At 68.7% G+C, this 26,930-nt stretch carries 26 protein-coding genes and 1 tRNA gene; 14 read left to right on the top strand and 13 right to left on the bottom strand.

Annotation, left to right across the window (positions count from 1 at the left end):
• Positions 1 to 40: 40 nt before the first annotated feature.
• Positions 41 to 1,381 carry an MFS transporter gene (locus tag DES41_RS13550; RefSeq protein ID WP_114468171.1) on the top strand — a complete coding sequence of 447 codons (1,341 nt, stop codon included), beginning with the start codon at positions 41 to 43 and terminating at the stop codon, positions 1,379 to 1,381.
• A gap of 18 nt (positions 1,382 to 1,399) precedes the next feature.
• Here DES41_RS13550 and DES41_RS13545 read toward each other — a convergent pair whose 3' ends face one another.
• Complete coding sequence (locus DES41_RS13545; RefSeq protein WP_114468170.1) at positions 1,400 to 1,990, bottom strand: putative pterin-binding protein; 591 nt, start codon at positions 1,988 to 1,990, stop codon at positions 1,400 to 1,402.
• A 281-nt stretch (positions 1,991 to 2,271) separates the two neighbouring features.
• Here DES41_RS13545 and DES41_RS13540 point away from each other — a divergent pair, with 281 nt between their 5' ends.
• Positions 2,272 to 2,859, top strand: coding sequence for an NADPH-dependent FMN reductase (locus DES41_RS13540; RefSeq protein WP_114468169.1), 588 nt, complete (start codon positions 2,272 to 2,274; stop codon positions 2,857 to 2,859).
• A 4-nt stretch (positions 2,860 to 2,863) separates the two neighbouring features.
• Here the strand turns inward: DES41_RS13540 and DES41_RS13535 are convergent, their stop codons facing one another.
• Both DES41_RS13535 and DES41_RS13530 read right to left on the bottom strand, forming a co-directional pair.
• Positions 2,864 to 3,136 carry a YkvA family protein gene (locus DES41_RS13535; RefSeq protein ID WP_114468168.1) on the bottom strand — a complete coding sequence of 91 codons (273 nt, stop codon included), beginning with the start codon at positions 3,134 to 3,136 and terminating at the stop codon, positions 2,864 to 2,866.
• A 90-nt stretch (positions 3,137 to 3,226) separates the two neighbouring features.
• Entirely contained in the window at positions 3,227 to 5,278 is a 2,052-nt protein-coding gene (locus tag DES41_RS13530; RefSeq protein WP_170168175.1) for a diguanylate cyclase domain-containing protein, read from the bottom strand.
• A 116-nt stretch (positions 5,279 to 5,394) separates the two neighbouring features.
• Here DES41_RS13530 and DES41_RS13525 point away from each other — a divergent pair, with 116 nt between their 5' ends.
• On the top strand, positions 5,395 to 5,832 hold the full coding sequence (locus DES41_RS13525; RefSeq protein WP_114468166.1) for a YbaN family protein: 438 nt from the start codon (positions 5,395 to 5,397) through the stop codon (positions 5,830 to 5,832).
• Between the two features lie 342 nt (positions 5,833 to 6,174).
• Here the strand turns inward: DES41_RS13525 and DES41_RS13520 are convergent, their stop codons facing one another.
• The 4 genes from DES41_RS13520 to DES41_RS13505 are packed head-to-tail and all read right to left on the bottom strand — an operon-like array spanning position 6,175 to position 11,076.
• Positions 6,175 to 6,939, bottom strand: a complete 765-nt coding sequence (locus DES41_RS13520; RefSeq protein ID WP_114468417.1) for a glycosyltransferase family 2 protein — start codon at positions 6,937 to 6,939, stop codon at positions 6,175 to 6,177.
• A 17-nt stretch (positions 6,940 to 6,956) separates the two neighbouring features.
• Positions 6,957 to 8,135 carry an MFS transporter gene (locus DES41_RS13515; RefSeq protein WP_114468165.1) on the bottom strand — a complete coding sequence of 393 codons (1,179 nt, stop codon included), beginning with the start codon at positions 8,133 to 8,135 and terminating at the stop codon, positions 6,957 to 6,959.
• Entirely contained in the window at positions 8,132 to 9,886 is a 1,755-nt protein-coding gene (gene msbA, locus DES41_RS13510) for a lipid A export permease/ATP-binding protein MsbA (RefSeq protein WP_114468164.1), read from the bottom strand. Before msbA ends, DES41_RS13515 begins: the two co-directional genes overlap by 4 nt.
• Positions 9,883 to 11,076, bottom strand: coding sequence for an O-antigen ligase family protein (locus tag DES41_RS13505; protein ID WP_170168174.1), 1,194 nt, complete (start codon positions 11,074 to 11,076; stop codon positions 9,883 to 9,885). Before DES41_RS13505 ends, msbA begins: the two co-directional genes overlap by 4 nt.
• Before the next feature lie 439 nt (positions 11,077 to 11,515).
• On the opposite strand from DES41_RS13505, the gene tolB reads away from it, so the two are divergent.
• The 11 genes from tolB (at position 11,516) to DES41_RS13450 (ending at position 22,894) form a co-directional block, all read left to right on the top strand.
• A complete protein-coding gene (tolB, locus tag DES41_RS13500; protein WP_114468162.1) occupies positions 11,516 to 12,802 on the top strand; it encodes a Tol-Pal system beta propeller repeat protein TolB in 1,287 nt (428 codons plus the stop codon).
• Positions 12,803 to 12,837: 35 nt separating this feature from the next.
• Entirely contained in the window at positions 12,838 to 13,374 is a 537-nt protein-coding gene (gene pal, locus DES41_RS13495; protein WP_114468161.1) for a peptidoglycan-associated lipoprotein Pal, read from the top strand.
• A gap of 5 nt (positions 13,375 to 13,379) precedes the next feature.
• Entirely contained in the window at positions 13,380 to 14,177 is a 798-nt protein-coding gene (gene ybgF, locus DES41_RS13490) for a tol-pal system protein YbgF (protein ID WP_114468160.1), read from the top strand.
• Between the two features lie 81 nt (positions 14,178 to 14,258).
• Positions 14,259 to 15,230, top strand: coding sequence for a WaaS/CpsH family glycosyltransferase (locus tag DES41_RS13485; protein WP_114468159.1), 972 nt, complete (start codon positions 14,259 to 14,261; stop codon positions 15,228 to 15,230).
• A gap of 125 nt (positions 15,231 to 15,355) precedes the next feature.
• A complete protein-coding gene (locus DES41_RS13480) occupies positions 15,356 to 16,141 on the top strand; it encodes a tRNA threonylcarbamoyladenosine dehydratase (protein WP_425466361.1) in 786 nt (261 codons plus the stop codon).
• 41 nt (positions 16,142 to 16,182) lie between these two features.
• Positions 16,183 to 16,258: transfer RNA gene (locus DES41_RS13475), tRNA-Lys, on the top strand.
• Positions 16,259 to 16,334: 76 nt separating this feature from the next.
• Positions 16,335 to 17,561 carry a tRNA adenosine(34) deaminase TadA gene (gene tadA, locus DES41_RS13470; RefSeq protein ID WP_114468157.1) on the top strand — a complete coding sequence of 409 codons (1,227 nt, stop codon included), beginning with the start codon at positions 16,335 to 16,337 and terminating at the stop codon, positions 17,559 to 17,561.
• The gene (locus DES41_RS13465) at positions 17,558 to 18,586 is read left to right on the top strand and encodes an LD-carboxypeptidase (protein ID WP_245965688.1); all 1,029 of its coding nucleotides are present in this window, start codon (positions 17,558 to 17,560) and stop codon (positions 18,584 to 18,586) included. Before tadA ends, DES41_RS13465 begins: the two co-directional genes overlap by 4 nt.
• 60 nt (positions 18,587 to 18,646) lie before the next feature.
• Positions 18,647 to 19,570, top strand: a complete 924-nt coding sequence (locus DES41_RS13460; protein WP_114468156.1) for an adenylate/guanylate cyclase domain-containing protein — start codon at positions 18,647 to 18,649, stop codon at positions 19,568 to 19,570.
• A 24-nt stretch (positions 19,571 to 19,594) separates the two neighbouring features.
• Positions 19,595 to 22,105, top strand: coding sequence for a penicillin acylase family protein (locus tag DES41_RS13455; RefSeq protein WP_114468155.1), 2,511 nt, complete (start codon positions 19,595 to 19,597; stop codon positions 22,103 to 22,105).
• Between the two features lie 27 nt (positions 22,106 to 22,132).
• Positions 22,133 to 22,894 (top strand): flagellar brake protein, encoded by a 762-nt coding sequence (locus DES41_RS13450; RefSeq protein ID WP_147282849.1) that lies wholly within the window; start codon positions 22,133 to 22,135, stop codon positions 22,892 to 22,894.
• 128 nt (positions 22,895 to 23,022) lie between these two features.
• On the opposite strand, the gene DES41_RS13445 is transcribed toward DES41_RS13450, so the two are convergent.
• From DES41_RS13445 to tmk, 6 genes are all read right to left on the bottom strand, one after another.
• On the bottom strand, positions 23,023 to 23,226 hold the full coding sequence (locus DES41_RS13445) for a hypothetical protein (protein ID WP_114468153.1): 204 nt from the start codon (positions 23,224 to 23,226) through the stop codon (positions 23,023 to 23,025).
• Positions 23,227 to 23,328: 102 nt separating this feature from the next.
• Positions 23,329 to 23,988 (bottom strand): ankyrin repeat domain-containing protein, encoded by a 660-nt coding sequence (locus DES41_RS13440; RefSeq protein WP_114468152.1) that lies wholly within the window; start codon positions 23,986 to 23,988, stop codon positions 23,329 to 23,331.
• 2 nt (positions 23,989 to 23,990) lie between these two features.
• Positions 23,991 to 24,785, bottom strand: a complete 795-nt coding sequence (locus DES41_RS13435) for a TatD family hydrolase (protein WP_114468151.1) — start codon at positions 24,783 to 24,785, stop codon at positions 23,991 to 23,993.
• Between the two features lie 36 nt (positions 24,786 to 24,821).
• Positions 24,822 to 25,181 carry a PilZ domain-containing protein gene (locus DES41_RS13430; RefSeq protein ID WP_056660337.1) on the bottom strand — a complete coding sequence of 120 codons (360 nt, stop codon included), beginning with the start codon at positions 25,179 to 25,181 and terminating at the stop codon, positions 24,822 to 24,824.
• Positions 25,178 to 26,176, bottom strand: coding sequence for a DNA polymerase III subunit delta' (locus DES41_RS13425; RefSeq protein ID WP_114468150.1), 999 nt, complete (start codon positions 26,174 to 26,176; stop codon positions 25,178 to 25,180). The genes DES41_RS13430 and DES41_RS13425 overlap by 4 nt, the downstream gene beginning before the upstream one ends.
• Before the next feature lie 73 nt (positions 26,177 to 26,249).
• On the bottom strand, positions 26,250 to 26,930 hold the full coding sequence (tmk, locus tag DES41_RS13420; RefSeq protein WP_114468149.1) for a dTMP kinase: 681 nt from the start codon (positions 26,928 to 26,930) through the stop codon (positions 26,250 to 26,252).

Below are 26,930 nucleotides of genomic sequence, written 5' to 3'. Positions count from 1 at the left end.
CTTCACGTTAAGCAAGGGGCAACCCACTGGAGACCGCTCGATGTCCAGCATCAGCCAAGCAGCAAGCCTTCCCCTCTCGTTCGACGAACGCCAGCATGGCCGCTTTCCGGAGACCGAGAACCACGTCGATCCAGGCGACATCGCCGTCGGTGTCGTGATCGGCCGGACCTCCGAGTACTTCGACTTCTTCGTCTACGGCATCGCCTCGGTGCTGGTATTCCCCGCGGTGTTCTTTCCGCAGATGCAGCGGCTGGACGGCACTTTGTGGTCGTTCGCACTGTTCGCACTGGCCTTCATCGCGCGCCCGATCGGCACCGTGGTGTCGATGTCCATCCAGCGGCGCTGGGGCCGCGCCACCAAGCTGACCATCGCGCTGTTCCTGCTCGGCTCCTCGACGGCCGGGATCGCCTTCCTGCCCGGCGCCGCGAGCCTGGGCGTCACGGCGGTCTGGCTGCTGGCTGCGCTGCGCGTCGGCCAGGGCCTGGCCCTGGGCGGCTCCTGGGACGGCCTGCCTTCGCTCCTGGCCCTGAATGCACCCAAGGGCAAGCGTGGCTGGTACGCCATGCTGGGCCAGCTCGGCGCGCCGATCGGCTTCATCCTGGCCAGCGCGCTGTTCGCCTACCTGTACGGCTCGCTCTCGCATGCCGACTTCCTGGACTACGGCTGGCGCTACCCGTTCTTCGTGGCCTTCGCGATCAACGTGGTGGCACTGTTCGCCCGGCTGCGGCTGGTGGTGGCCGAAGACGTGGAGGAGCAGCTGACGCAGCGGGAGCTGGAGCCCGTCTCCGCCACCGAGTTGGTGCGCACGCAGGGCGCCAACGTGTTCATCGGCGCCTTCGCCGCGCTGGCCAGCTACGCGCTGTTCCATCTGGTCACGGTGTTCCCGCTGTCCTGGATCCAGCTCTACACCGAGCAGTCCATCGTCGGCTTCCTGCTGATCCAGGTGCTGGGTGGCTTCCTGTGCGCTGCCAGCATCGCGATCTCGGGCCGGCTGGCCGACCGCTACGGCCGGCGCCGCACGCTGGGCACCTTGGCCGCCATGATCGCCGTGTTCAGCGGCTTTGCGCCCACGCTGCTCGATGGCGGCACGCTGGGCCAGGACGTGTTCATCCTGCTGGGCTTCATCCTGCTGGGTCTGTCGTATGGCCAGTCGTCCGGCACGGTGACGGCCAACTTCGCGCCGCGCTACCGCTACACGGGCGCGGCGCTGACCTCCGACATCGCCTGGCTGTTCGGTGCGGCCTTCGCGCCACTGGTGGCGCTGGGCCTGTCGGCGCACTTCGGCCTGGGCTACGTCAGCGTCTACCTGCTGTCGGGCGCAGCCTGCACGCTGGGTGCGCTGGGCTTGAACCGCGCGCTCGAAGACCGCGAGCGCGACTGATCCGCCGGGGCGGGGCGCTCAGCCCTGCAGCGCGACGTCGATGTAGTAGACGCCCCACGGGCACAGCGCAAAGCGCTCGTGCACCGGCTTGTCCTTGAAGGCGGGCAGGTTGTCGGCGTCGTATACCGCCCATTGCGGTCCTAGGCCGCCCAAAGCCATGGGCTGGTCGTCCAGGTGCGTGGCCACCACCATCCGGTAGGCCTGCACGTCGGCCAACGAAATGATCGCGTTGTAGCCGTCGACCGCGCGCAAGCCCACGCGCAGCGGGGCCTTGAGGTCGGCGCCGGCCTTGGCCAGCACGGTGCTCAGCAGCGGGCCGCTCAGCTTGTGCTTCTTGTTGTCGTACTCCAGCGTGGGAGTGATGTGCACGCGCGGCAGGCGCTGCAAGGCGGCGGCATCGAACGCGTAGGCCGTGCCGAACTGCACCTTGTGCTTGGCCATCATCTGGTCCAGCGCCTTGTCCAGCGGGCCGCGGTTGCCCTTGGCGATCGCGCCACCGACCGTGAGCAGCGTGGGCTGGCCGCTGGTGGCCGGTTTGGCGGTGCTCTGGGCCTGGGCGGCGCCGGCGGCGGCCAGCGCGGCGCTGGCCAGGAACTGTCGCTTGTGCATCTCTTCTCCCGGGGGTTGGTGGCGGGCGGATTATGTGGGGGCGGACCGCCTCCTGCGGCAAGCGGCAAGGCTTGCCTGGTGCAGCCACCGGCCGGGCCAAGCGGACCGCATCCGGGACAACAGGATCTCGGCCGGCGACCAGATGTTCCGAGCGACGGCGGCCGCCTGCGTGTGACCGCGGCAGCCTCGGCGGTGTACCGGGAACCGCCGGAGTTGGTCCACAATGCCGCCCGGCCGACCCGTCGGGCGGCGTTCCATGTTCTTGTTCCCGAAGTTCATCCATGTCTGCACGCCGTCTTCTCATCATCCCCGCCAGCGCACGCACCGGGTCTTTGAATGTCCAGCTGGCGCGGCATGCAGCACGCATGGCACAGGCGGGCGGCTGGCAAGCGCAGCTGCTGGACCTGCGCAGCCTGGCGCTACCGGTCTACGACGGCGACCTGGAGGCGGCAGAGGGTGTGCCGGCGGGCGCACTGGCCCTGCAGCAGGCGATTGCCGAAAGCACGGCGGTGCTGGTCGTGACACCCGAATACAACGGCTTTCCGACGCCGCTGTTCGTCAACGCCTTCGACTGGCTGTCGCGCATCCAGGCGGCCGATGGCCATCCCGCGGGCCTGGCCAGCACGGCCGACAAACCGGTGGGCTTACTCTCGGCCTCGCCCGGGCCGCTGGGCGGCCTGCGCGCCATGAACTTCGTGCGCCAGTACCTGCAGATGGCCTTTGCCATGCTGGTGGTGCCGCAGCAGTTCGCGCTGGGCCGCGCGAACGAGGCCTTCGATGCCGAGGGCGGCCTCTCCGATGCGCGCGCGGCCCAGTCGGTGGCGCGTGTGCTCGACGCGCTGGCCCGGCTGGTGCCGGCGGGGCGCTGAGCCTTCAGCCGGCGCGGGCCGCCAGGTCGGCCTGCAATCCTGCAGGCAGGCGCGCCAGCAGCCAGCGCAGGGCAAGCGGCAGCAGCACGAGGTCGTCGACCACGCCGAGGAACGGGATCGCGTCGGGCAGCAGGTCGACCGGACTCAACAGATAGACCAGCAGGCCGACCGCGGCCAGCTTGAACCAGCGCGGCGCCCGCGGATCGCGCAGCGCCCACCAGAACCTGAGCAGGTCACCCCGGACCAGGGTCCACAGCAGCGACACACGTTTGAACATCGGCGGAGCTCCTTCAGCCGGCCAGGACGGCCGTTGCTCCCAGGACATGGGGCCCGGCACCGGCTGCGCAAGGCCGCCGGACGCTTTGTTTCAAATCGGCTTCCTGCCGGAGCGCTTGGCGGCGTACATCGCGCTGTCGGCACCGGAGAGCAGTTCGTCGGCCGACGTGCCACAACGCGGCTGGTAGACGGCGCTGCCGATGCTGACGGAGACCTGCACCGTGGCCGTCTCGAGCACGAAGGGCGTGGCGATGGTCGCGTCGATCTTGGCGGCCACGGCGGCGGGGTCGGCCAGCGGATCGCTGACCGGCTCGAGCAGCACCACGTATTCGTCCCCCGCCAGCCGCGCCACCGTGTCGGTGACGCGCACGGCAGCCACCAGGCGTTGGCCGACCTGGCGCAGCAGTTCGTCGCCCGCCTCGTGGCCGTGCGTGTCGTTGACGGCCTTGAAACCGTTCAGGTCGAGGAACAGCAAGGCCAGGCTGTGGCCCTGGCGCTCCGAACGCGCCAGCGCGGCGGGCAGGTTGCGTTGCAGCAGGCGGCGGTTGGGCAGGCCGGTCAGCGCGTCGCGGGTGGCCTCGTTCTCCAGCCGCAGTTCCAGCTCCTTGCTGGCCGTGGTGTCGAACACCAGCGCATGGAAGCCATCGATCTGGCCTTGCGTGTCGCGGTAGGGCAGGTAAATGGCCATGCTGTGCTGGCGCTGGCCGCGCACCACCATGCTGCGCTCGAACTGCACGCGTTCACCCTGCAGCACGCGGGCCAGTTCAGGCTGCCACAGGCGCACCGCGGCCTCGCCGTACAGGGACTCCATCGTCTCGCCGATCAGCTCGTCCGGGTCTTTGCCGAACCAGTCCAGGTAGGCGCGGTTGGCAAAGCGGTAGCGCAGCGTGCGGTCGACATCGGCGACCAGCGCCGGGATGTTGTCGGTGATGGTGTGCAGCTGGGCCTGGCTGGCGCTGATCTGGGCCGTGCGCTCCTGGATGCGTGCTTCCAGGCCGGCATTGACCTGTTCCAGTTCGGCGCGGTCGCGCGCCTCGCGCGCATCGGCGTCGGTCAGCGCGCGCGACAACAGCTCGACCTCGCGGTAGGCCGTTTGCAGCGGAATCGGATCGGCCTGGCCGGCGGCGCGCGCGCCGACTGCCTGCGTCAGCCGGTGCAAGGGGCGCGTCAGGCGCCGGGCCGCCAGCGGTGCGCACAGTGCGGCCAGCAGGCAGACGGCCATGCCGCCGATGGCCATCTCGCGCTGCAGCTGGTGGTAGTCGGCGAAGGCGACCTGTTCGGCCTGGCGCACCACGACCACCCAGCCCAGGCCAGGGTAGTTGTCCTGGCCCATGGTGGGCACGATGGCCGTCGCATAGTGCTGACCGTCACCCCAGTCGCGCATGGCCGCGCCCGCGGCGGCACGCAGTTCGCCGACGGCAGGCAGGTCGAGCGGCTTGCCTTCGGTGCCGGCCGGCCCCAGCAGCACCGTGCGCTTGGCATCGACCACGAAAAGCTGCGCCTGGTACACGGATTCGGCCTGCGACAGCAGGTTGCGCTGCAGGTCGCGCGCCCATTCCCAGCTCAGGTGGGCGCCCAGCACGGCGTGCAGCCCGCCGTCCGCATCCCGGACAGGCATGGCGACGTCGACGAAGCGCCAAGGCTCCTGCTGCTGCGGCAGCAGCTTTTCCAGCAGCAGGGCAGGGTGCACATCTCCGACAAACGCCCCCTGCACGCCGCCCTGGAACCACGGCCGCTTGGACACTTCCTGGCCTTCGAGCAGCCCGCCGGTGGCCGCCTCCACACGGCCGTCACGGCGCGCATAGCCAATCCACGCGTACAGCGGAAAGCTCTGCTGCACGCGCTCCAGCACGGCGCGCCGCTGTTCGGGCACGCGGCCGGGCTGCATGTCCTGCAGGCCCGAGAGGATGCGCAGCTCCTCGTAGCGGTAGGCCATGCCGCGGTCCAGCTGGTCACGCATCTGCCAGCCGATCTGCGCCAGCGCGGCAGTGGCGGTGCGCGTGGCATGGCGTTCGGCGAAGCGCTCCACCAGGAACAACAGCACCACCACGGCCACCAGCACGGCCCAGGCCAGGGCGATCGCAATCCAGTACGCGAGGCCGCGGCGGCGGGCTGGCGGTGCAGGCGGGGCCGTGGAGATCATGTCCTGCATTTCACCCATGTTGAGGATAAGGCACTCGACATTCTGGACGATCTGGTGTCGTGTGGCTGCGTGCGCCACGTCGCAGCACGGGCGCTGGGCCAGAATGCTGCCCAGCCATGCCGCCCGACGATCCGCGCCCCAGTGACACCCCCTCAGCGGGCGTGCCGGCCGTGCAGCCGCTGCCCGCCCCGTGGCGCTGGTTGTTGCTGCTCCTGGCCTGTCTGTCGCTGGCCACTGGCGTGGTCGGTCTGTTCGTGCCGGGCCTGCCGACCACGGTGTTCGTGCTGATCGCGGCCTGGGCGGCTGCGCGCAGTTCGCCCAGGCTGCACCGCTGGTTGCTGGACCACCGGATGTTCGGCAAGCTGATCCGCGACTGGCAGGCCGGCGGCTGCGTGAGCCGGCGCGCCAAGTGGAACGCCACGGTTGCGATGGCCGCCTGCGCCGGCATCCTGGTGTGGGTGGGCAGCCGCTGGTGGGTCAGCGCGCTGGCCTGCACCTGCATGGCTACGGTGCTGTGCTGGCTGTGGTTGCGGCCAGAGCCCGTGCCTGGCTGAACGGCCTGCGGCTCCTGCCCACGCCGTTCGGGCCCCGCCGCTCGGCCGCAGCGTCGTCCGTACATCCCTTGTAGGGGGGCCTGGTTTCGGCGCGGCCGAAACGGGCCCGGCGGTGGCTCAGCACGCCGTTGCCGGTGCGCACGGCCGCGCAGCCCGGGTCGCCGGGCTGCGGCTGGAAGGCGTCGTGGTTGGCGGCCGTTGCCAGCGCCAGCGTCTTTCCCTCAGGAAGCACGGCCCTGGCGTCGCTCGGGACAGGCAGCTGGACACACGAGACCTCGGAAACCAGCACCCCTCGACAGAACCATGATGACTTGGGGTGGCGACAGCGCGGCGCGCGAACGTCTAGGGCTGCTTCGCTGCGTTCAGCGCCATGAGCTTCAGGTACTTGTAGAAGGTCGTCTCGGCGTTGTAGACGGCGATCAGGAAGCCCTCGCGCCCATCGCGAAAGCCCTGGCGAACCAGGTAGGTCCGCACGAAGGCCCACACACCGTGCGCGATGGCGCTGCCCAGCGAAGCCTTCTTGCCGCGCGCGTGCATGTCGCGTGCGCCGACTGCGGAATAGCGGTTGAGCTTTTCCAGCACGTCGTCCAGGTCCTGGTAGCTGTAATGGACCAGGCTGTGGCGCAGGTCCTGGCGCGTGCCGTCCACGGTCATGTGGGCGTGCAGCAGGTGGGCGGTGAAACCAGCCTTCTCGCGCCGCACGAGACGCAGCGTGTAGTCCGGCCGCCAGCCGCTGTGGTGGATGAACTGGCCGCAGAAGCTGGACAGGCGGGGCAGCCGGTAGCCGTCGGCAGCGCCGGAGGCGATGGCCGCGCGGATCTCGGCCTGCAGCTCAGGGCTGATGCGCTCGTCCGCATCGAGCGACAGCACCCAGTCGCTGCGCGCCATGGCGATGCCACGCTGCTGCTGTGGGCCGTAGCCAGGCCAGTCGGTCGGAATGACGCGCGCACCCTGCGCGGCCGCCAGGGCAGCGGTGGCGTCGGTGCTGCCGGAGTCCAGCACGAGGATCTCGTCGGCGAAGCTGGCAGAGCGCACGCAGTCGGCGATGTGGTGGGCCTCGTTCTTGGCGGCGATGACGACGCTGAGGGTAGGGGAGGGCGAAGACATGCCCGGATTGTCGGCGGTCAGTCGCGCGCTGCGGTCATGCGCCAGGCCAGCAGTGCACCGGCGACGCAGCACAGCCCGGTCAGCGCCCAGGTCCATTGCCAGCCGCCTGCCAGCCGTGCGACCCATCCGACCAGCGGCGGCAACGCGAACTGTCCCACTGCCGAGCATTGCTGCATCCAGCCCACGGTGGTGGCGACGGTATCGCTGCCCGGTGCCAGCCGCACGCACAGCGCGAACAGCGTGGCCGGGACCAGGCCACCGACCAGCGAGAACAGCAGCACCGCGCCAGTGCGGACGGCGGGGCCGGCACCCAGCGCCGGCAGGAAGGCCAGCATGGCGCCCAGCGCCATGGCGGCGAAGCCCGTCCACAACAGGGTGCGCGGGGCGGTTCCCCGGCGCAGCAGGCGGCCCGCGGCGATGTTGCCGCCGATGTTGACGGCCGCCACCAATGCCGTCAGCGCTCCGGCCAGCTGGGGGCCGACATGGGCCTGCGCGAACACCGTGGGCAGGAAGCCGACCACGGACAGCCACTGGCCCGCGTACATGGCGAAACTGGCGCCCAGCAGCCAGGGCCCGGGCGCAGCCAGCGTGCGGCGCAACCTTTCAGACCAGGTGTCGCGCCCTCGGGCCGCGCTGCGCGCGTCGGCCGGCAGTGCCAGCCAGAGCAGGACCGCCATGGCGAGCGAGGGGGCGGCCAGCAGCCACCACCAACCGGACCAGCCGAGATGCGGCAGCAGCCAGGGGCCGGCCAGCAGCGCCATGGCCGTGCCCAGCGGCATGTAGGCCCCCCACAGGCCCAGCTTGGCGTCGAGCTCGCCCGGCGCCGCGACCCGGCGGATCAGGCTGGGGCCGGGCGTCACGGCGAGCAGGAAGCCGAAGCCCTCCAGCGCACGCAGGCTGAGCAGGGCCGGCGCGTCTTGCGCAAAGCCACCGGCCAGGCTGGCCGCGCTCAGCAACACCAGCCCCGCGGCCATGCAGCGCTTGAGGCCCAGGCTCTCGCCAGCCAGGCCCACCACGAGACCCAGGCCCATGCCGGCCAGCTGCACCAGCGAGAGCAGGAAGCCGGCCTGCACCAGCGACAGCTGCAGCGCATCACGCAGCACGGGCAGGGCCGGCGGCAGCTTGCCCACATGCAGGGCCGCCGCCACGCCCGCCAGCACCACGGCCAACGCCGGGTCGCTGCGGCGTCCTGTCACCCGGGCAGGCCCAGGCCGTGCAGGCGGGCGTAGGCGCCGTCGCGCGCCAGCAGTTCGGCGTGGGTGCCGGTCTCGACGATGCGGCCGGCTTCCATGACGACGATCCGGTCGGCGTGCTGCACGGTGGACAGCCGGTGGGCGATGACGAGGGTGGTGCGCCCCTGCATCAGCCGCTGCAGCGCAGCCTGCACGGCGCGTTCGGATTCGGTGTCCAGGGCAGAGGTGGCTTCGTCCAGGATCAGCACGGGCGCGTCCTTGTAGAGCGCGCGGGCGATCGCCAGGCGCTGGCGCTGGCCACCGGAAAGCTGGGCGGCGTTGTGGCCGACCAGGGTGTCCATGCCCTGGGGCAGTTCGGCGACCAGTTTGTCCAGGTTGGCGTCGGCCAGGCAGCGTGCCAGCCGCTCGCGGTCCAGCGGCTGGCCCAGTGCCACATTGGCGGCCACGCTGTCGTTGAGCATGACCACGTGCTGGCTGACGACGGCGAACTGGCGCCGCAACGCCATCACGTCCCAGTCCTGCACCGCTTGCCCGTCCAGCGCCACGCGGCCCGCGGTGGGTTCCAGAAAGCGCGGCAGCAGGTTCACCAGGGTGGTCTTGCCGGCACCGGAGGCGCCGACAAGGGCCACGGTCTCGCCGGCGGCGACGTGCAGATCCAAGCCGTCGAGGGCCGGCTGGCCGGTGCCGTCGAACTGCACGGTCACGCCCTGCAAGGCGATGTCGCCGCGTGCCCGCTGCACGCTGAAGCTGCCGCCGCGCTCGTCCTCGGTCTGCTGCATGAGCTCCAGTGCACGCTCGATCGCGGCCAGCCCGCGTGTGATCGGGTTGGCGACCTCGGAGAGGTGCTTGATCGGGGACACGAGCAGCAGCATTGCGGTGATGAAGGCGACGAAGCTGCCGACCGAGGTGCCGCCGTCGGCGCTCTGCACGAGTGCGATGGCGATCACGGCCGACATGGCCACGGCCACCAGCATCTGGGTGAGCGGCGACATGGTGGAGGAGGCCACGACGGACTTCATCGACAGCTGGCGCAGCCGCTCGCTCAGTTCGTTGAAGCGCTGCTGCTGCAGCGCCTGCGCAGCCTGCAGCCGCACGTCGCGGTGCGCGAGCACGTTCTCTTCGACCACGTAGGCCAGCGCATCGGTGGAGTTCTGGCTCGCCCGCGTGAGCTTGTAGAGCCGGCGCGACAGCACGCCCATGACCCAGGCAACCGCCGGAATCAGCAATGCCACGATCAGCGTGAGCTTCCAGTTCAGGTAGAGCAGGTAGCCGACCAGTGCCAACAGCGTGAGGCTGTCGCGCGAGAAGGCCATGATGGCGCCGACCAGCACCTGCGAGCCGGTCTGCACCTCGTAGACCACGGTATTGGCCAACGAGCTGGCCGACTGGTTGCGGAACAGCCGCAGGTCGCCGGACAGGATCTTGGCGAACAGCTCGCGCCGCAACTGCAGCAGGCCTTGGTTGGCGATGCGGCCGAGCGCGTAGTTTGCCGTGAACGCCGCCAGCCCGCGCAGGCCGAACAGCCCCAGCAGCGCGACGGGAATGGCCCACAGCGGCAGGCTGTCGCGCTGGAAGCCGCGGTCCAGCAGCGGCTTGAGCAGCGCCGGAATCATGGGTTCGGTCGCGGCGACCACAGCCGTGGCCAGCACCAACAACACCCAGCCTGCGCGTGCTGCGCGGAAATAGGGCCAGACGCGCCGCAGGCGTTGGCCGATCGAAGCCTTGGGTTCGGACGTGGTCGCAGCTGCGGTCATGCGGCGCTGTCCCGTGCCTGCACCACCTCGGGGGCGGTGCGCAGACTCAATGCCATCAGCAGGCCGATGGTGACGCAGAAAAAATCGCCGATGGCCGCGTCGAACAGGATGGAATTGAACATGCAGGAAATCAGCAGCGCGGCCATGGCCGAGGCCCCGGCACGCACGACGGGCCGTTCGCCCAGGCACAGGTCGCGATAGAGGCAGTACAGCAACGCGCACAGGAGCAGCATGGCGCCGACGCCGGCCTCCACGCCCCACAGCAGGAACTCCTGGTGCGGGTTCCTGACACCGAAAGTGACGGGGTTGCCGCGTCCAGCATCCAGGCGCCTGTACTGCTGGTTGAAGCTGCCGACGCCGAAACCGGTCCAAGGGCGCTCGCCGATGGCCTGGAGCGAGCGGTGCCAGAAGTTCAGCCGCTCGCCGGAAGACGACCGGGTTTCGGCCCGCTCTGCGAACGCCTGGCTTTCGTCCACCACCAAAGTGGCCCGGTAGCGCACGGGTTCGGAAACGACCAGCAGCAGCGCTGCCACGGCAACGGGCGCCAGCAGGCCGGCAAAGCGCATCCGCCGCGGCAGCATCCACAGCAGTGCCAGCGAGATCATGGCGATCGCGACCAGGTGGCCGGTGCGGCCCGGCATCACCAACAGCGTGCTGGCCAGACCGAGCGCTGTCACCGCGACCGCGGCCCGACGCATCCATGGCCGCGGCAGATAGCCGCGCAGGTGCCAGCTGATGGCCGCCAGCGTGGCCGTCATGATGGACTGGCCCAGGTAGTTCGTGAAGACGGCGTGGTCGAGGGTGGCCGTGTCGGCCGTGGCCCAGGGCACCGGCACGCCCAGCACCAGCAGCCAGGAACTCAGCAGCAGGAACACCTGCGCGCCGACGAACCAGGCCAGTGCGACCAAGGCCTCGCGCCGGGTGCGCAGGAACAAGACGAGCACGGGAATCATCAGCAACTTGGCATGCTTGCCCAGTGCGCCGAGTGCCTCGCCGCTCGGCACCGTCGTCCACAACAGCGACAAGGCGAGAAAAGCCAGTGCCGCAAGCATGACCGGTGGGGAGCGCAGGCGCGCCGCCGCGAGGTCACGCCGGCCCTGCAGCGCCGGCCACAGCACCAGGCCCAGCGCGCTGACCAGGAGCAAGGCTTTGGAGATGCTCACCACCGCCATCGGAAGCCCGACCGCCATGGCCATCAGGCATGCAAAAACAAGACGTAGATTCAAAAACGGTCCATCGAGAGCAGGGCGGTGTACGGGCGCGGACGCGGCACGACCGCGGGCGCGGCATTATCGGCGCCAAGCCGCGCCGGACTGGCTCCCCGACCTCTGCTATCCTCGCAGGCTGTGGCGCCACCGCCACCATCCCTGTCACCGTTTCCCGTGCCAAGCCACCTCACATCCCTGTGCCTGCCGGCAAGCGGCGAGTGGATGCTGCTCGTGTGACGGCTCGGCGCATACCGGTTTCGTCGGCCTTGTCGGGCATGAAAATGCGCAGCAGTCCTATGACCTTCTGGCCCCGAGGCTCCGATCATCGGCCCTGGCGGCACCTTCAACATTTTGAAACCTTGAGCGGGAACTTCCTGGGGCTGATCTGACCCGAGTGGGGCGCGTTCACTACATTCCTTCCATGCCATCTGAGTTTTCTCCCCGACGCCGGCACTGTGTCGCAGGCCTGGCGCTCGCCGGGGCCTTGCCCGCCTGGGCCCAGTTCCGCGTTGAAGTCACTGGCGTGGGCCTGACCCAGTTGCCCATCGCCGTCGCCACCTTCCGTGGCGACGAGCAATCGCCCCAGAAGATCGCCGCCATCGTGCAGGCCGACCTCGAGCGCAGCGGTCAGTTCCGCGGCGTCGATGTGTCCGGCGCCGCGCTCGACGAGGCGTCGCGGCCCGACATGGCGCAGTGGCGCCAGCGCGCCGCCGATTCGCTGTTGACCGGCAGCGTGACACGGCTGGCCGACGGCCGGTTCGACGTGCGCTTTCGGCTTTGGGACGTGGTGCGCGGACAGGATCTGGGCGGACAGAGCTACAGCGTGGTGCAAGCCGACCTGCGCCTGTCGGCCCACCGCATCGCCGACTACGTCTACGAAAAGCTGACCGGTGAGCGCGGGGTCTTCTCCACGCGCATCGCCTACGTCACGCGGGCTGGCCAGCGCTACACGCTGTGGGTGGCCGATGCCGACGGCGAGAACAGCCAGACTGCGCTGGCCAGCCCGGAATCCATCATTTCGCCGGCCTGGTCGCCGACGGGCCAACAACTGGCCTACGTGTCCTTCGAATCGCGCAAGCCCGTGGTCTACGTGCACGACGTGGCCAGCGGCCGGCGCCGGCTGGTGGCCAACTTCCGCGGCTCCAACAGCGCACCGGCCTGGTCGCCGGACGGGCGTACGCTGGCCGTCACGCTCACGCGCGACGGCGGCTCGCAGCTCTACGCGATCGACAGCAATGGCGGCGAACCGCGCCGGCTGACCCAGTCCAGCAGCATCGACACCGAGCCGGCGTTCTCGCCCGACGGCAAGAACCTGTATTTCGTCAGCGACCGTGGCGGCGCGCCGCAGATCTACCGCATGCCGGCTTCCGGCGGCGCAGCCGAGCGCGTGACCTTCAGCGGCAGCTACAACATATCGCCGGCGCTGAGCCCGGATGGCCGCTGGCTGGCGTACGTGTCGCGCATTGGCGGCGCATTCCGCCTGCAGGTGATGGAACTGGCGACCTCGACCGTGGCCGGCATCACCGACACCACGGCCGACGAGCGCCCGAGCTTTGCGCCGAACAGCAAGCTGCTGGTCTACGCCACGGTACAGAACGGCCGCGAGGCGCTCATGACGAGCACGCTGGATGGCAAGATCAAGGCGCGCCTGGCCGGCCAGGCAGGCGACATCCGAGAGCCCGACTGGGGCCCGTTCCTGAAGGCTTGAGTACCGGTTTTTTTGTCAAAAAGGGGAGTGTGTAAATGAAGCAGTTCGTATTGACCGCGATCGTCGCCGCCGCTCTGGTGGGTTGCAGTTCGCCCGTGAAGCTGGACGATGTGCCGGTGCAGGACAAGGCCGGCACCTCGGCCTCGACCATCGGCTCGCAGGGCGCGGGTTCGGGCAACGTGGGCCAGAGCAGCGTGGCGCCCGTGGACTTGAGCAAGTCCAACGACCTGGCTGCTGGCCCGGCCGGTGCCCGCACCGTCTACTTCGGCTACGACAGCTACAGCATCGAAGCCAACGAGCAGACCACGGTCGAAAACAATGCGCGCTTCCTGCGTGCCGACCGCAACCGCAAGAGCGTGGTCGAAGGGCACACCGACGAGCGCGGTGGCCGCGAGTACAACCTGGCCCTGGGCCAGAAGCGCGCCGAAGCCGTGCGCCGCTCGCTGGTCCTGCTGGGCGTGGGCGACAACCAGGTGGAAGCCGTGAGCTTCGGCAAGGAGAAGCCGGCCGTGCAGGGCTCCGACGAGGCGGCCTACGCCAAGAACCGCCGCGCCGAAATCACCTACCGTTGAAGCGCATGCGCACGACAGCAGTGATGCGTGCCAGTGCGCGCGCGGCCGCGGCGGCGTGCCTGGGCACGGCACTGCTGGCCAGCATGCCGGCGCACGCGCTGTTCGGCGACGACGAAGCCCGCCGCGCGATCCTGGAGCTACGCCAGCGCCACGATGCGCTGCAGGCTGCGCAGCAAAAGGCCGGCGAAGAGCTGCGTCGGGTGAACGACGAGAACACCCAGATGCGGCGCAGCCTGCTCGACCTGCAGACCCAGATCGACGCGCTGCGCGCCGACCTGGCGAAGTCGCGCGGGCAGGAGGAGCAACTGGCCCGCGATGTCGCCGAGGTGCAGCGCCGCCAGAAGGACATCGCCCAGGGCGTGGACGAGCGTTTGCGCAAGTTCGAACCGACCAAGGTGACGGTCGACGGCCGCGAGTTCCTGGCCGATCCGGCCGAGACGCGCGACTACGAAGCTGCGCTGGCGGTGTTCCGCAAAGGCGACTTCGCGCCCGCCGGCATCGCCTTCACCGAGTTCATGAAGCGCTACCCGCAGAGCGGCTACCGCGCGCTGGCCTTGTTCTGGCTAGGCAATGCGCAGTACGCGACGCGTGATTACCAGGCTGCCATCGGCAACTTCAAGAACATGCTGACGGTGGACGCGAACCACCCGCGCGCGCCCGAAGCCGCGCTGTCGATCGCCAACTGCCAGTTGGAGCTCAAGGAAGTGCGCGGCGCGCGCAAGACGCTGGAAGACCTGATCAAGGTCTACCCCCAGTCCGAAGCGGCTGCGGCTGCCAAGGACCGTCTGGCCAAGATGCGCTGAGACGACCGCCCTGCCTGCAGACCGTTCACGTGGAAGGGTGCAGGCGGGCGGGTCCCGCTTCGCTGACCCCCGGCCCGCTCCATGCGCCACATCGTCTACAACGCGAAGTCGGAGTTGGCGGCCTTCGTCTTCGAAGGCTACCGCGACAAGGACACCAGCCTCATTGCGTACCGCGAGATGCCGGGCAACTGGGTGGGGCGGATCGGCCGAGGCGTCGAGTCGAGCTTTCGCCGCACCCGGCTGGGGCTGTATCCCGATGCTGGCACGCGCAGCCAGCTCCGTGGGATCGCCGCCACGGATGTGGTGCTGTTCTTCGCGATGGAGAACCTCAACAACATCGCCAGCGTGGCGAAGTACATGCCGGCGCGAACGCGCCATGTCTTCCTCTGGAACCCGGTCGCCAGGATCAAGCGGGACCTGGACCACAGCCGGCGCCAGCTCGACAAGCTCAAGCAGATCGTCGACACCGTCCACACCTTCGACCAGCACGACGCCGCGACCTATGGGTTGCAGTTCACGCCCCAGCCCTACCGGCATGTCACGGCATCTGCAGACGCAGACATCTGGCAGGCCTTCTACTTCTCCGGCGTGGACAAGGGCCGGCTCGGCCTGCTGCTGGAACTCAAGGCCGCCATCGCGCAGCTCGGGATGGTCCCGCAATTCCACGTGGTCGCCGACAAGGGCAAGGACTACGCGCCGCAGCTGCAGGCGCACCTGCAGGCGCGCTGGATTCCGTATGCGCGCAATCTGCTGGAGAGCCAGCATGCCGAGTGCCTGGTCGAGATCGTTCAGGAGCACCAGTCCGGAGCCACGCTGCGCAGCATGGAGGCGCTGTTCCTGCAGAAGAAGATCATCACCAACCGGGCTTCTGCGCGCGAGGATGCGTTCTTCGATCCCGACCGGGTGCTGGTCGTCGAGCGTGTCGACGCCGCAGAGATCGGGGCCTTCATGCGCAGGCCGTTCAAGCCCGTCGATCCGGCCCTGCTCGCACCGCATGAGATCCACGCGTGGGTCCGGCGCGTAGCGCCGCTGTCGCACCGCGCAGGCAGGTAAGGCGCTGGTCTCCCTAGAATCGCGCCGATGCAGTCTCTCGACATGTCGTTGTTGACGCGCCAGGTACTCCTGGCGCGTGCAATCGTCGCGCCGCGCGGCCACAGCTTGCGCCTGGAGCACGTGCCATGAACGCAATGGACGAGCCGAACCTGGCGCGTCGCTTCGGGGGGCTGGAGCGGCTCTACGGCCTGGCCGGCGCCGGCGCCATCCGCCACGCGCATGCCGTGGTAGTGGGCATCGGCGGCGTCGGTTCCTGGGCTGCCGAAGCCCTGGCCCGCAGCGGCGTGGCACAGCTCACGCTGGTCGACATGGACCACATTTCCGAGTCGAACATCAACCGCCAGATCCACGCACTGGACAGCACGGTGGGGCAGGCCAAGGTGCTGGCCATGCGCGAGCGCATCGCGCAGATCCATCCGGGTTGCCTGGTCCATGTGGTCGACGACTTCGTGACGCCTGACAACTGGACCGTTGTGCTGCCGGCCGATGCCGACGCCGTGATCGATGCCTGCGACCAGGTGGCCGCCAAGACAGCCATGGCGGCCTGGGCCCGCAGTGCGGCCGCAGGGCGGCGTCTGTTCATCGGCGTGGGCGCAGCAGGCGGAAAGCGGCTTGCACACGAGGTGCAGATCGACGACCTCGCCGCCGTCACCCACGATCCGCTCCTGGCCCAGGTGCGCCAGCGGTTGCGCAAGCACCACCAGGCGCCGCGGGACGGCAAGCGCATGCGCGTGGCATGCGTGTTCAGCCGTGAACCGGTGGCACCGCCCGATCCATCCTGCGCGGTCACTGGGGATGGCAGCCTGAACTGCCATGGCTACGGGTCCGTCGTCAGCGTGACGGCAACCTTCGGCCAGTGCGCGGCGGGTTGGGTTCTCGATCAAATTGCAAGGCGCGCACAAAAAGCCTGATTCGTCTGGCTATAATCGTCGGCTTTGCTGCACACAGCAGTGGGACGTTAGCTCAGTTGGTAGAGCAGCGGACTTTTAATCCGTTTGTCACTGGTTCGACCCCAGTACGTCCTACCACCCATCTGCTCCCTTGGGACATCCGCCATGCCGTCGATGCTCAAGCTTCTCCCCCGTTCCTGCGCCGCCTTCGTTCATGACGGACGATGAGGCCATGGCGCTCGCGCTGGAGCAGGCGCGCACCGCGGCTGCGCAGGGCGAGGTGCCGGTCGGCGCGGTGGTGTTGCACCAGGGCAGGGTGGTCGGCACCGGAGCCAATGCGCCGATCGCGCTGTGCGATCCCACGGCGCATGCGGAGATCGTCGCCCTGCGCGCGGCGGCCCAGGCCCTAGGCAACTACCGTCTCGATGACTGCGAACTGTTCGTCACGCTGGAGCCTTGCGCGATGTGCAGCGGCGCCATGTTGCATGCGCGGCTGGCGCGCGTGGTCTATGGCGCGCCAGATCCGAAGACCGGCGCTGCAGGGTCGGCCGTCGATCTGTTTTCCCAGGGTGCGTTGAACCACCACACCACGGTGCGCGGTGGGGTCCTCGGCGAGGCTTGCGGCGCGCTGTTGCGCGATTTCTTTCTGCGACAGCGCCAGGCCCAGGCCGATGCGCGCGTGCCCCTGCGCGAGGACGCCCTGCGCACGCCGGTCAGATGCTTCGAGGGGCTGGAGGGCTATCCCTGGCAAGGGCGGCACATCCGCAGTCTGCCGAGCCTGGCTGGCTTGTCGATGCACTACCTGGACGAGCGGGGGCAGGGCGGGTCCGCGGGGCCGACGCTGCTGTGCGTGCACGGCGCCCAGGGTTGGAGTTACGACTTCCGCACGCTGCTGCAGGCCTGGCTCGACGCTGGACACCGCGCCGTCGCAGTGGACCTGCCCGGCTTCGGCATGAGCGACAAGCCCAAGAAAGAGCGTGCGCACAGTCCCGCCTGGCACGGCACGGTGCTCGATGAGTTCGTGCGGGCGCTCCAGTTGCACGACATCGTTCTCGTGCTGCAGGGGCGGGGAGGGTTGCTGGCGTTGGAGTTGCCACGGCGCGCGCCCGCACGCTACCGGGGCCTCGTCGCTGTGGATGCCAGCCTCTCGGTGGCTGTCGCGATGCGCCCGGATGGTGGGTCATGGCCAACGGCATGGCAGCCCGTACCGACGCGCCACGCCGTGGAACTGCTGCAGCAGGACCCACGCGGGGATGCGGCGGACGCGCCATTCCCCGACGCGGGCCACCGTGCCGGGCCGCGTGCCTTCCTGCGCTGGACGATGGACGCGTGCAAGGCGCCCGACTGGGCCGCGGCACAACCGCCGCCAGCCGCCGATGGAGGCGCCTCGCTCGCCCGCCTCCTGCTCGAAGGATTCGGGGTGGGATACTCCCGCCCGTGAATCCGAAGCACATCTATATCTACTCCCCCGCCGGCGCTGTCCGCGACAAAGCCGCATTCAAGCGTGCCGTGCAACGCCTGCGCGGACAAGGCTACGCAGTCGAAATCGATGAGGCCGCACTCAAGAGCCACATGCGCTTTGCCGGCGACGACGACACACGGCTCGCCGCCCTGCACCGCGCTGCGGCGAGCGGCGCGGACATCGCCCTGATCTCGCGCGGCGGCTATGGCCTCACGCGCATCCTGGACCGCATCCGCTACCCGGTGCTGGCGCGTGCTGCGGCGCGCGGCCTGCGCCTTGTCGGCCACAGCGACTTCACGGCCCTGCAACTGGCGCTGCTGGCGCGCGCCGGCGGCATCAGCTGGGCCGGGCCCGCGCTGTGCGGCGATTTTGGTGGCGAAGAGGAACCCGACGAGATCATGCAGGCCTGCTTCGATGATCTGCTGCTGGGGCAGGGCGAGGGCACCGGCTGGCGCATCGGCCGCGAGGATCCGATGCCGGCATCGCGCGCGCGCCGAAGCACGGCGGCCGCCGAGGATGTGCCGCCGTCCTGGACCGTGCGCGATGCCACGCTGTGGGGTGGCAACCTGGCCGTGCTGAGCGGGCTGGTCGGCACGCCCTATCTGCCCGAGGTGCGCGGCGGCATCCTGTTCCTGGAAGACGTGAACGAGCACCCGTACCGGATCGAACGCATGCTCACGCAGCTGCTGCACGCCGGCGTTCTGGCCCGGCAAAAAGCCGTGGTGCTGGGCCAGTTCACGGGCTACCAGACGGTGGCGCACGACCGCAACTTCCGTCTGGCCACCGTGGTCGCCTGGCTGCGCAGCCAGACCAAGGTCCCGGTGTTCACGCAGCTGCCGTTCGGCCATGTGCGCACCAAGGTGCTGTTGCCAGTCGGCGCCAAGGTGCAGATGGTGGTGGAGAACCGCGAAGCGCTGCTGTTCTGGGGCCACCTGGATGGCGACCACAACGACCATGGTCACCATGCGCATCACGCGCACGAAGGGCACGGCCACACGCATTGAGCCTGCGGCCTGCGCTTCCCCTACACTGCTGGCCTCTTCCCGTCACCCACCCGTAGCACCATGGGCGTTCAGGCCACGGTTGTTTTTGCAGATCTTTCTGACAGCACGGCGTTCTTCGAGACGTTCGGCAACGAGAAGGCGACTGCGACCATCACACGGCTGACGCAGTGGATCGGCGCGATCTGCGAGGCCCACCGCGGCCGCGTGGTCAAGACGTTGGGCGACGGCATCCTCGCCGTGTTCGAACAACCCATCGATGCCGTCGACGCAGTCATCCAGATGCAGCGCGGGCACCGCATCCGCCTGGAGCAATGGCCGCAGCCCCTGCGCATGGAGATCAAGGCCGGCGTGGCACGTGGCGACGTGGTGGAGGTCGATGGTGACTGCTACGGCGACGCCGTGAACGTGGCCGCGCGGCTGAGCGATCTGGCCGGGGGCAGCGAGATCTGGGCTACCGCGTCCGTGGTCGATGGCGTTGATGACGGCCATGGCTTGCGCTTTCGCAGCCTGGGCTCGGTCACGCTGCGCGGCAAGGCCGAGCCGCTCACGCTGTTCAAGGTGGAATGGGAGGAGGATATTGCCTCCGATTTCCTGACCCAGCAGGCGGTGCTCGCCCGGCCAGTCTCGGCCGACACGGCGGCGCCGACCCGCATCCAGTTGCAGCATCTGGATCTCTCGCTGGGTTTTCACGCGCGCGAGTTGCCGGTGCACCTGGGCAGGAACGAGCACGCCGAGATCGTCGTCAACGACCCGCGCGTGTCCCGTCTGCACGCGCGCATCGAGGCGCGCAGCGGCGTCTTCGTGCTGGTCGACCTCAGCAGCTTCGGCACCTGGGTCCGGTTTGCCGGCAGCGATTCGGACGTTGCACTGCGGCGCGACGAATGCCAACTCCACGGGGCAGGAGAGATCGCACTGGGCGTGCCGCATGGCGATCTCGGCGCGCCGACGGTGGCGTTCTCCATCAACGGCGGCACACAACGCTGACCTGGGTACTTCGGGGGATCTGTGATGCGATGGTTCAAGCGCCTCGGCGCCGTTCTGCTGTTTGTCGTCCTGGCCGGCATGCTGGTCCTGGGCATGTACGTGTGGCGCAGCTTCCCGCAGCTGGATGGCACGCTGCGCGTGCAAGGACTCCAGAGCGCCGTCACCGTGGAGCGGGACGCCTCCGATGTCACGCACATCAAGGCGGCCACTGCAAGGGACGCCTGGTTCACGCTGGGCTTCGTGCATGCCCAGGAGCGCGGCTGGCAAATGGAATTCAACCGGCGCGTGATGCGCGGCACCTTGTCCGAGGTTCTGGGCGAAGCCACCCTGGAGACCGACAAGCTGCTGCGCACGTTGGGCATCATGCAGGCGGCCCAGCGCCAGCTCGAGCGCATGCCGCCTGAGGCGCGCGCTGCGCTGGAAGCCTACAGCGAGGGGATCCAGTCCTTCTACACGAACCGCCCGCAGGCATTGCAGCCGGAATTCCTGTTGCTGGGTGTGCGCCCGGGCCAGAACAGCAAAGCGTGGGAGGCCGTGGACAGCGTCGGCTGGTCGTTGATGATGGCGCTGGACCTGGGTGGCAACTGGGGGACCGAGTTCGCGCGGCTGTCCGCCGCCCAAGTCGTTGACACGCCCCGGCTGTGGGAGCTGTTTCCGCCATATCCTGGAGAGCCGCCGGCCTCCAAGGTGGATCTCGCGGCGCTGTACCGCCAGTTGGGTGTCTACCGCACCGAGCCGCAGCAGAACCCGAAGACCTCGGGTGCGACAGGCGGCGTCCCTTTCGCGGCGCGCTTGCTCGATGATGCAGCGCGCCGCTGGTCGGCAGCCTTCGTGCGCGATGCCGGCCTGTCCGAAGGCAAGGGCAGCAACGCCTGGGTCGTGAGCGGCAGCAACACGGCCTCCGGCAAGCCGCTGCTGGCGAACGATCCCCACCTCGGGCTCAGTGCGCCGGCCATCTGGTACTTCGCACGCCTGCAGGCACCCAAGCTGGACGTGATCGGTGCCACGTTGCCGGGCTTGCCCTTCGTCGTGCTCGGCCGCACGCGCACGGCCGCCTGGGGCTTCACGAACACCGGGCCCGATGTGCAGGACCTGTACCTCGAGCAGATCAAGCCGGACGATCCGACGTCGTACCGGGTGGAGGACGTCCAGGGCCAAGCAGCATGGGCCCGGTTCGATCAGCGCATGGAGACCATTCGGGTCAAGGGGCAGCCCGATGTCCAGCACACCGTGCGCAGCACGCGCCATGGACCGGTCCTCAGCGACGCACAGAGCGCACAGGCCAGGCTGATCGACTTGAACCGCTACGTGCTGGCACTGCGCTGGACGGCCCTGGAGGCGGACAACAAGACAGCCCTGGCCATGCAGCGCGTGAACGAGGCGGGCACCGTCGGCGAGCTGCTGGCCGCCTTCTCCGACTACCACTCGCCGATGCAGAACGTGATGATGGCCGACACGGCAGGCCGCATTGCCTACAAGGCCGTGGGCCGTGTGCCATTGCGCCGGCCTGACAACGACATCCGGGGCATCGCGCCCGCACCGGGATGGGACCCGCGCTACGAATGGGCCGGCTGGCTGCCCTATGCCGACACCCCGGCGCACGGAGCAGGCGAGGGCAGGGGCGAGGGCGAGAGCGCCCAACCTGCCTGGATCGCGAACGCCAACCAACGCGTGACACCGCCGGGCTATCCGTACTTCATCGGGCAGGACTGGGCGGTGCCCTACCGTTTCGACCGCATCGTCGACCGGCTGGCCGCAACGCCGCACCACGACGCCCGCAGCATGGCGCTGCTGCAGGGCGACACCGTTTCGCTCGCCACGCAGCGCCTGTTGCCGTACTTGCGCCAGGCCCCGTCCAGCCACCCGTTGGCCGTGGGCGTGCAGCGCATGCTGCAAGGGTTCGACGGCGACATGCGCGGCGACGGCGCAGCCGCGCTGGTGTTCTCGGTATGGGTCGATGAATTGACGCGGAGCCTGCTGGTGCCCCGCCTTGGGCAGGAGCGCTTCGATGCGCTGTACGGAAAACGCCATTTCCGCAGCACGGTCGAAATTGCGCTCGCGGCGGACGATGCCTGGTGGTGCGCACCGCGCGGTTGCGCCGACCAAGCCGGCCAGGCGCTCACGCGGACCCTGGACAGGCTGTCAAAACGCTATGGAGACGACCCCTCGCGCTGGCGCTGGGACGTGGCCCACATGGCGCTGAGCGCCCACCGGCCTTTCGGCAACGTCGATCTGTTGGCGCGCTGGTTCGATGTGCGCGTTCCCACGGGCGGCGATACGTTCACCGTCAATGTGGGCCAGTACTGGCCCAACGACGCCAAGAACCCGTTCGCCAGCCGCCATGCGGCATCGCTGCGTGCGATCTATGACCTGGCGGACCTCGAGCGCAGCCAATTCATGTACCAAACCGGGCAGAGCGGGCTCGTGTTTTCAAGCCGCTACCGTGACATGGCGAAGGAGTGGTCGCACACGGAGTATCGACTTTTGCGCATGGCGCCCGAAAGCATTCCGCATACACTCCAACTAGTACCATGAACTGTTCGACACTTGCGCATAAACTGCGTGGTTTTTGAACAGATGGCGGTGCAAGGCGGTCTCAGGCGGCTCCACCCAAATTTCCACATCGAGATGAGTAAAAAGGCAAAGATCGAGTTCGAGGACATGAACCTGCAGGTTGGCGTCCGCCTGCAAATCATGCCAAAGCAGGCGAGCAGTCCCACGGTGCAGTACACATCGCTGATCGGCTTTGTCGCAGACGACTATCTTCTGATGCAAGTGCCGCAGCAAGATGGCAAGCCCGTCGAAACGGCCGCCGGAACGGAGGTCGCGCTCCGCGTCTTTTCCGGGGTGTCGGTGTTCACGTTCGATGCGCGCATCGAGGCCGTGCTCAGCAAACCGCGGCCCTTCATGCTGCTGTCGTTTCCGACGAACATCCAGAAGGTCGGGTTGCGCAAGGCGGTGCGCGTCAAGGCCAACATTCCGGTGCGGGTGGTCAATCCGACGAACCGCGAACTGGTGAAAGAGGCGACGCTCTCGGACATCAGTTTGTCAGGTGCACTGGTGTCGACGCCCAATCCGTTGGGAGCGGTCGGGGACGCCATCGAGATCAGCTTCTCCGTTCTTGTTCAGTCGCAGAACGAGGAAGTCGGCATTTCCACGACGGCCTCCATCCGCAGCGTGCAGCAGGCTGTCGGTACGGCGCCCGACGGCGGGGCGTTCTATACCGTCTACACCTACGGCATCAACTTCCTCGACATCGACGCCACGCACCAGGCCTTGTTGCAGAACTATGTCTATGAGACGCTGCTGATCCACCGCAACTGAAGCAGAGCAGGATATGAATCCTGCTTTTATTGGCCGCCGTTTATTGACATAATATACATCGTATAAAGTCAACCGGTTTCGTTGCGAGGTGAATCAGTGCCCAACGGCGCGCCCCTGAGCAGCCGCCGTCAACCTTCCCCGGCCCGCTCCCGGTCGGCTCGCTTGCCTTCCAGCCACTTGCGGTGCAACTGGTTGCCACGGCGCATGGCCTCCTGCGCCTTGCGGTACTGGCGTCTCGCCAAGTAGCGCCACACGCTCACGATCACCAGCGGCACAAGAATGCTTGTTGCGAGGAGGTAGACCGCCGTCAAATGGTGCTCAGGAGTGTTCATTGCCTTCCGACACGGTTCAAACAGCCGCGACTATAGGTCGTACGCTGCGGAAATGGTCTGGAGAACCGCGTCAGTCACCCGTCAGCCGTTCGTCAGCAATTCTCACCACTTTCCTCTGGGCTGACGTTGTCGCACCGCATCTCCGATGAGCTTCGCAACATCGGCCCGGTTGACAGAGTTCGCAAAATCGATGGCGGTCATGCCTTGTTCGTTCTTCAGCAGGGGCTCCGCGCCTTCCTGCAGCAACAGCCTCGTCGCCTCCTGGCTGCCGTAGCGCGCAGCCATCATCAAGGGCGTGGTTCTGTTCGGTGATTCCGCGTCGATGAAGGCATGCTCCTCGAGCAGGAGGCGCATCACCTCCACGTGCCCGCTGGTCGCGGCGTAGTGCAACGGTGCCCAGCCCGTCTTGTTGACAGCCGCGCCGCGGGCAATCAGCTTCTTGCAGAGTTCCAGTTGGCCATCCAGCGCCGCCGCCATCAGGGGGCTCTCGTCGGCCTTGTTCAGCGATTCGACCTCGGTCTTCGGCCAATCGATCAAGGCCTGCGTCACGCGGGACGACCGCGCACGGATGGCAAGGTACAGGCCGTGCTGGCCGTTCGGGTCACGCGTGTTGGGGTCAAAGCCGCGCCGCAGCAGATTCACCACGGCCGCCGCATCGTCCGCGGCAATGGCGGCGAAGAAGTCGTCGTACGAGCCCGCAGTCGCCATGCCCGCTGCGCCCAGCAGCAAAACGGCCATGCAGCGCCGGCGTTGCACATCCATCGTCATGCCGCCTCCGGCCGGAAAAGTGCGTCGAAGTTGGCGCTGGTCTGCGCGGCGACCGCCTCTACGGCCAAACCGCGCACCGCCGCGATCTGGGCCGCGACATGTGGCACCCAGGCGGGCTGGTTGGTCTTGCCCCGGTGCGGTATCGGCGCCAGATACGGGCTGTCGGTTTCGATCAGCAGGCGGTCCAGCGGGACGAAGCCTGCGATGTCGCGCAGGTCTTGCGCGTTCTTGAAGGTGATGATTCCGGACAGTGAGATGTAGAAACCCAGGTCCAGCGCCGCACGGGCCACTGCTTCGGTCTCGGTGAAGCAGTGGAACACGCCACCGGCGGCCCCGCCCGAGCCATCCTCGCCCTGCTCCCGCAGGATCGCCAGCGTGTCGTCCGAAGCGGCGCGGGTGTGGATGACCAGCGGCTTGCCGAGGTGCTGCGCGGCCAGGATGTGGGTGCGAAAGCGCTCGCGCTGCCACTGCACATCGGCCACGCTGCGCTCGCCCAGACGGTAGTAATCCAGGCCGGTCTCGCCGATCGCCAGCACACGGGGCAGGCGGCCGCGGGTCAGCAAGTCGTCCAGGCCGGGCTCCTGCACATCCTCTTCGTCGGGATGCACGCCCACGGTCGCCCAGATCTGCGGGTGCGCCATGGCGATCCCGTGGACGGTCTCGAACTCTTCCAGTGTGGTGCAGATGCACATCGCGCGGTCGACCTGCGCGGCGGCCATGTCGTCAAGAATCTGCGGCAACCGGGCCAGCAGCTGGGGGTCGCTCAGGTGGCAATGCGAATCGGTGTACATGCGCGGGGCAGCGCCGGCGCGCGGCCGGCGTGCGTATCAAACGGTTTGGGTGGGCCGATCGGACATGAGATGCCCGCTCAGCAGGTCCTCGATCTTTTCCTTGAGCTGGCGCGACTTCTCGTCCCGGGGGAACTGGATGCCCACGCCCTGCGTCCGGTTGCCCGACGCGCGCGAAGGCGTGACCCACGCCACGCGCCCGGCGATCGGGTAGCGCTGCGGGTCTTCCGGCAGCGACAGCAGCACATAGACGTCGTCACCGAGCTGGTACTCGCGCGAGGTGGGGATGAACATGCCGCCTTCGGCGAACAAGGGAATGTAGGCCGCGTACAGGGCGGCTTTTTCCTTGATCGCCAGCTGGATGACGCTGGGGCGCGGTGCCGGGGCGGGACTGCTCATGGTGAGCGCGAGTTTAGGGCGCTTTTCGCCAGCGTAACGAGCGACTCCAGCATCAGGCCGGCGTTCAAGGGGTGCTCGGCGATCCGGGCGCTGTCCTGCAGCTTGCGCGACCATTGCAGCAAGGCATCAATCCGCGCCGGCGGCGGCAGGTCAGCGCCTGCGAAGAAGCGCGGTGCAGCGCCCTGCCCCACGCGCAGCAGGTCGTGGCAGAGCTTTTGCATGGCATCGATGAGCTCGACGGGCGCCAGGCCGCTGACCGCCCCCATGTCGCCGCGCGCCAGTGCCTGCGGCAGGGCGCTCCAGGCGCGCGCACTGCGGCCGGCCTCGTGCATGCGCAGGGCCTCTTCGGGCCGGCCACCGGCGGCCGCCAGCAGCACCGGGACGTCGGCCGCCACGACGCCGTCCTGCGCCTGCAGCCAGTCCTGGGCCTCCTGCGGCGCAGGCCAGGCCATCTGGTGGCCCATGCAGCGGCTGCGGATGGTGGGCAGGAGCAGGTGCGCTGCGCCTGTCGCCAGCACGAAGCGCACATCGCCGGGCGGTTCCTCCAGCGTCTTGAGCAAGGCGTTCGCGCTGATGGTGTTCATGCGTTCGGCCGGAAACACCAGGACCGCCTTGCCCCGTCCCCGGGCACTGGTCCGCTGCCCGAACTCCACCGCTGTGCGCATGGCCTCGACGCGGATCTCGCGGCTGGCCTTGCGCTTCTTGTCGTCGATCTCGGCCTGGGCCTTCTCGTCCAGCGGCCAGCCCAGGGCCAGCATTTCCACCTCGGGCAACAGCACGCACAGGTCGGCATGGGCTCGGACATCGATGGCGTGGCAGCTGCCACAGGCGCCACAGGCGCCCTGCCCGTCCGCGCGCTCGCACAGCCAGGCCCGCGCCAGCTCCAGTGCCAGCTCGTACTGGCCCAGGCCAGAGGGCCCGTGGAGCAGCCAGGCATGGCCCCGCTGGGCCAGCAAGCTGGTGCGTTGGCGTTGCAACCAGGGCGCCAGGCTCATCGGGGCACCTGTGGGCCTGCGGCCTGTCCGGCCGGGCAGCGGAGAACTGGCCTGGGGCGAGCCGGCGCGGCACTCATCGCGGCCCCGCCTGCGCGGCCACCATGATGGCCAGCCAGCCGCGCCGCACCATGGCCGCGGTGATCTGCTGCCAGACCGCATGCCGTGTGGCATCGGCCGCGATGCGCACGAAGCGCGCGGGCGCCGCTTCGGCACGCTGTGCATAGCCCGCGTGCACGCGGGCGAAGAAGGCGGCGGGCTCGGCCTCGAATCGGTCCGGTGCGCGCGCCGCGGCCAGCCGCTGCGCCGCCACCTCGGGCGCCAGCTCGAACCACAGCGTCATGTCAGGCTGGCGCAGCTGCCCGGCCGGCTGGCGCTCGTCGCCCTGCACCCACTGTTCGAGCGAAGCCAGCACGCCTGTATCGAAGCCGCGGCCGGCGCCCTGGTAGGCGAAGGTGGCGTCGGTGAAGCGGTCGCACAGCACCACCTCGCCCCGCGCAAGTGCCGGTTCGATCACGCGCCGCAGGTGGTCGCGCCGGCCGGCGAACACCAGCAGCGCTTCGGTCAGCGCATCCATGTCCTCGTGCAGCACCAGTTCGCGCAGCCGCTCGGCCACGGGCGTGCCGCCGGGCTCGCGCGTCTGCGTGACGGTGCGCCCCTGGGCACGGAAGGCATCCGCGAGCGCCGCGATGTGGCTGGACTTGCCCGCCCCGTCGATGCCTTCGAAGCTGATGAAGAGTCCGCGTGGTGTCTGCAT

Origin of the sequence: Pseudorhodoferax soli (assembly GCF_003337555.1) — a bacterium.
Lineage (GTDB): Bacteria > Pseudomonadota > Gammaproteobacteria > Burkholderiales > Burkholderiaceae_C > Pseudorhodoferax > Pseudorhodoferax soli.
The sequence above is the reverse complement of the archived record's forward strand: the minus strand, read 5'-3'. Positions and strand labels throughout refer to the sequence as shown.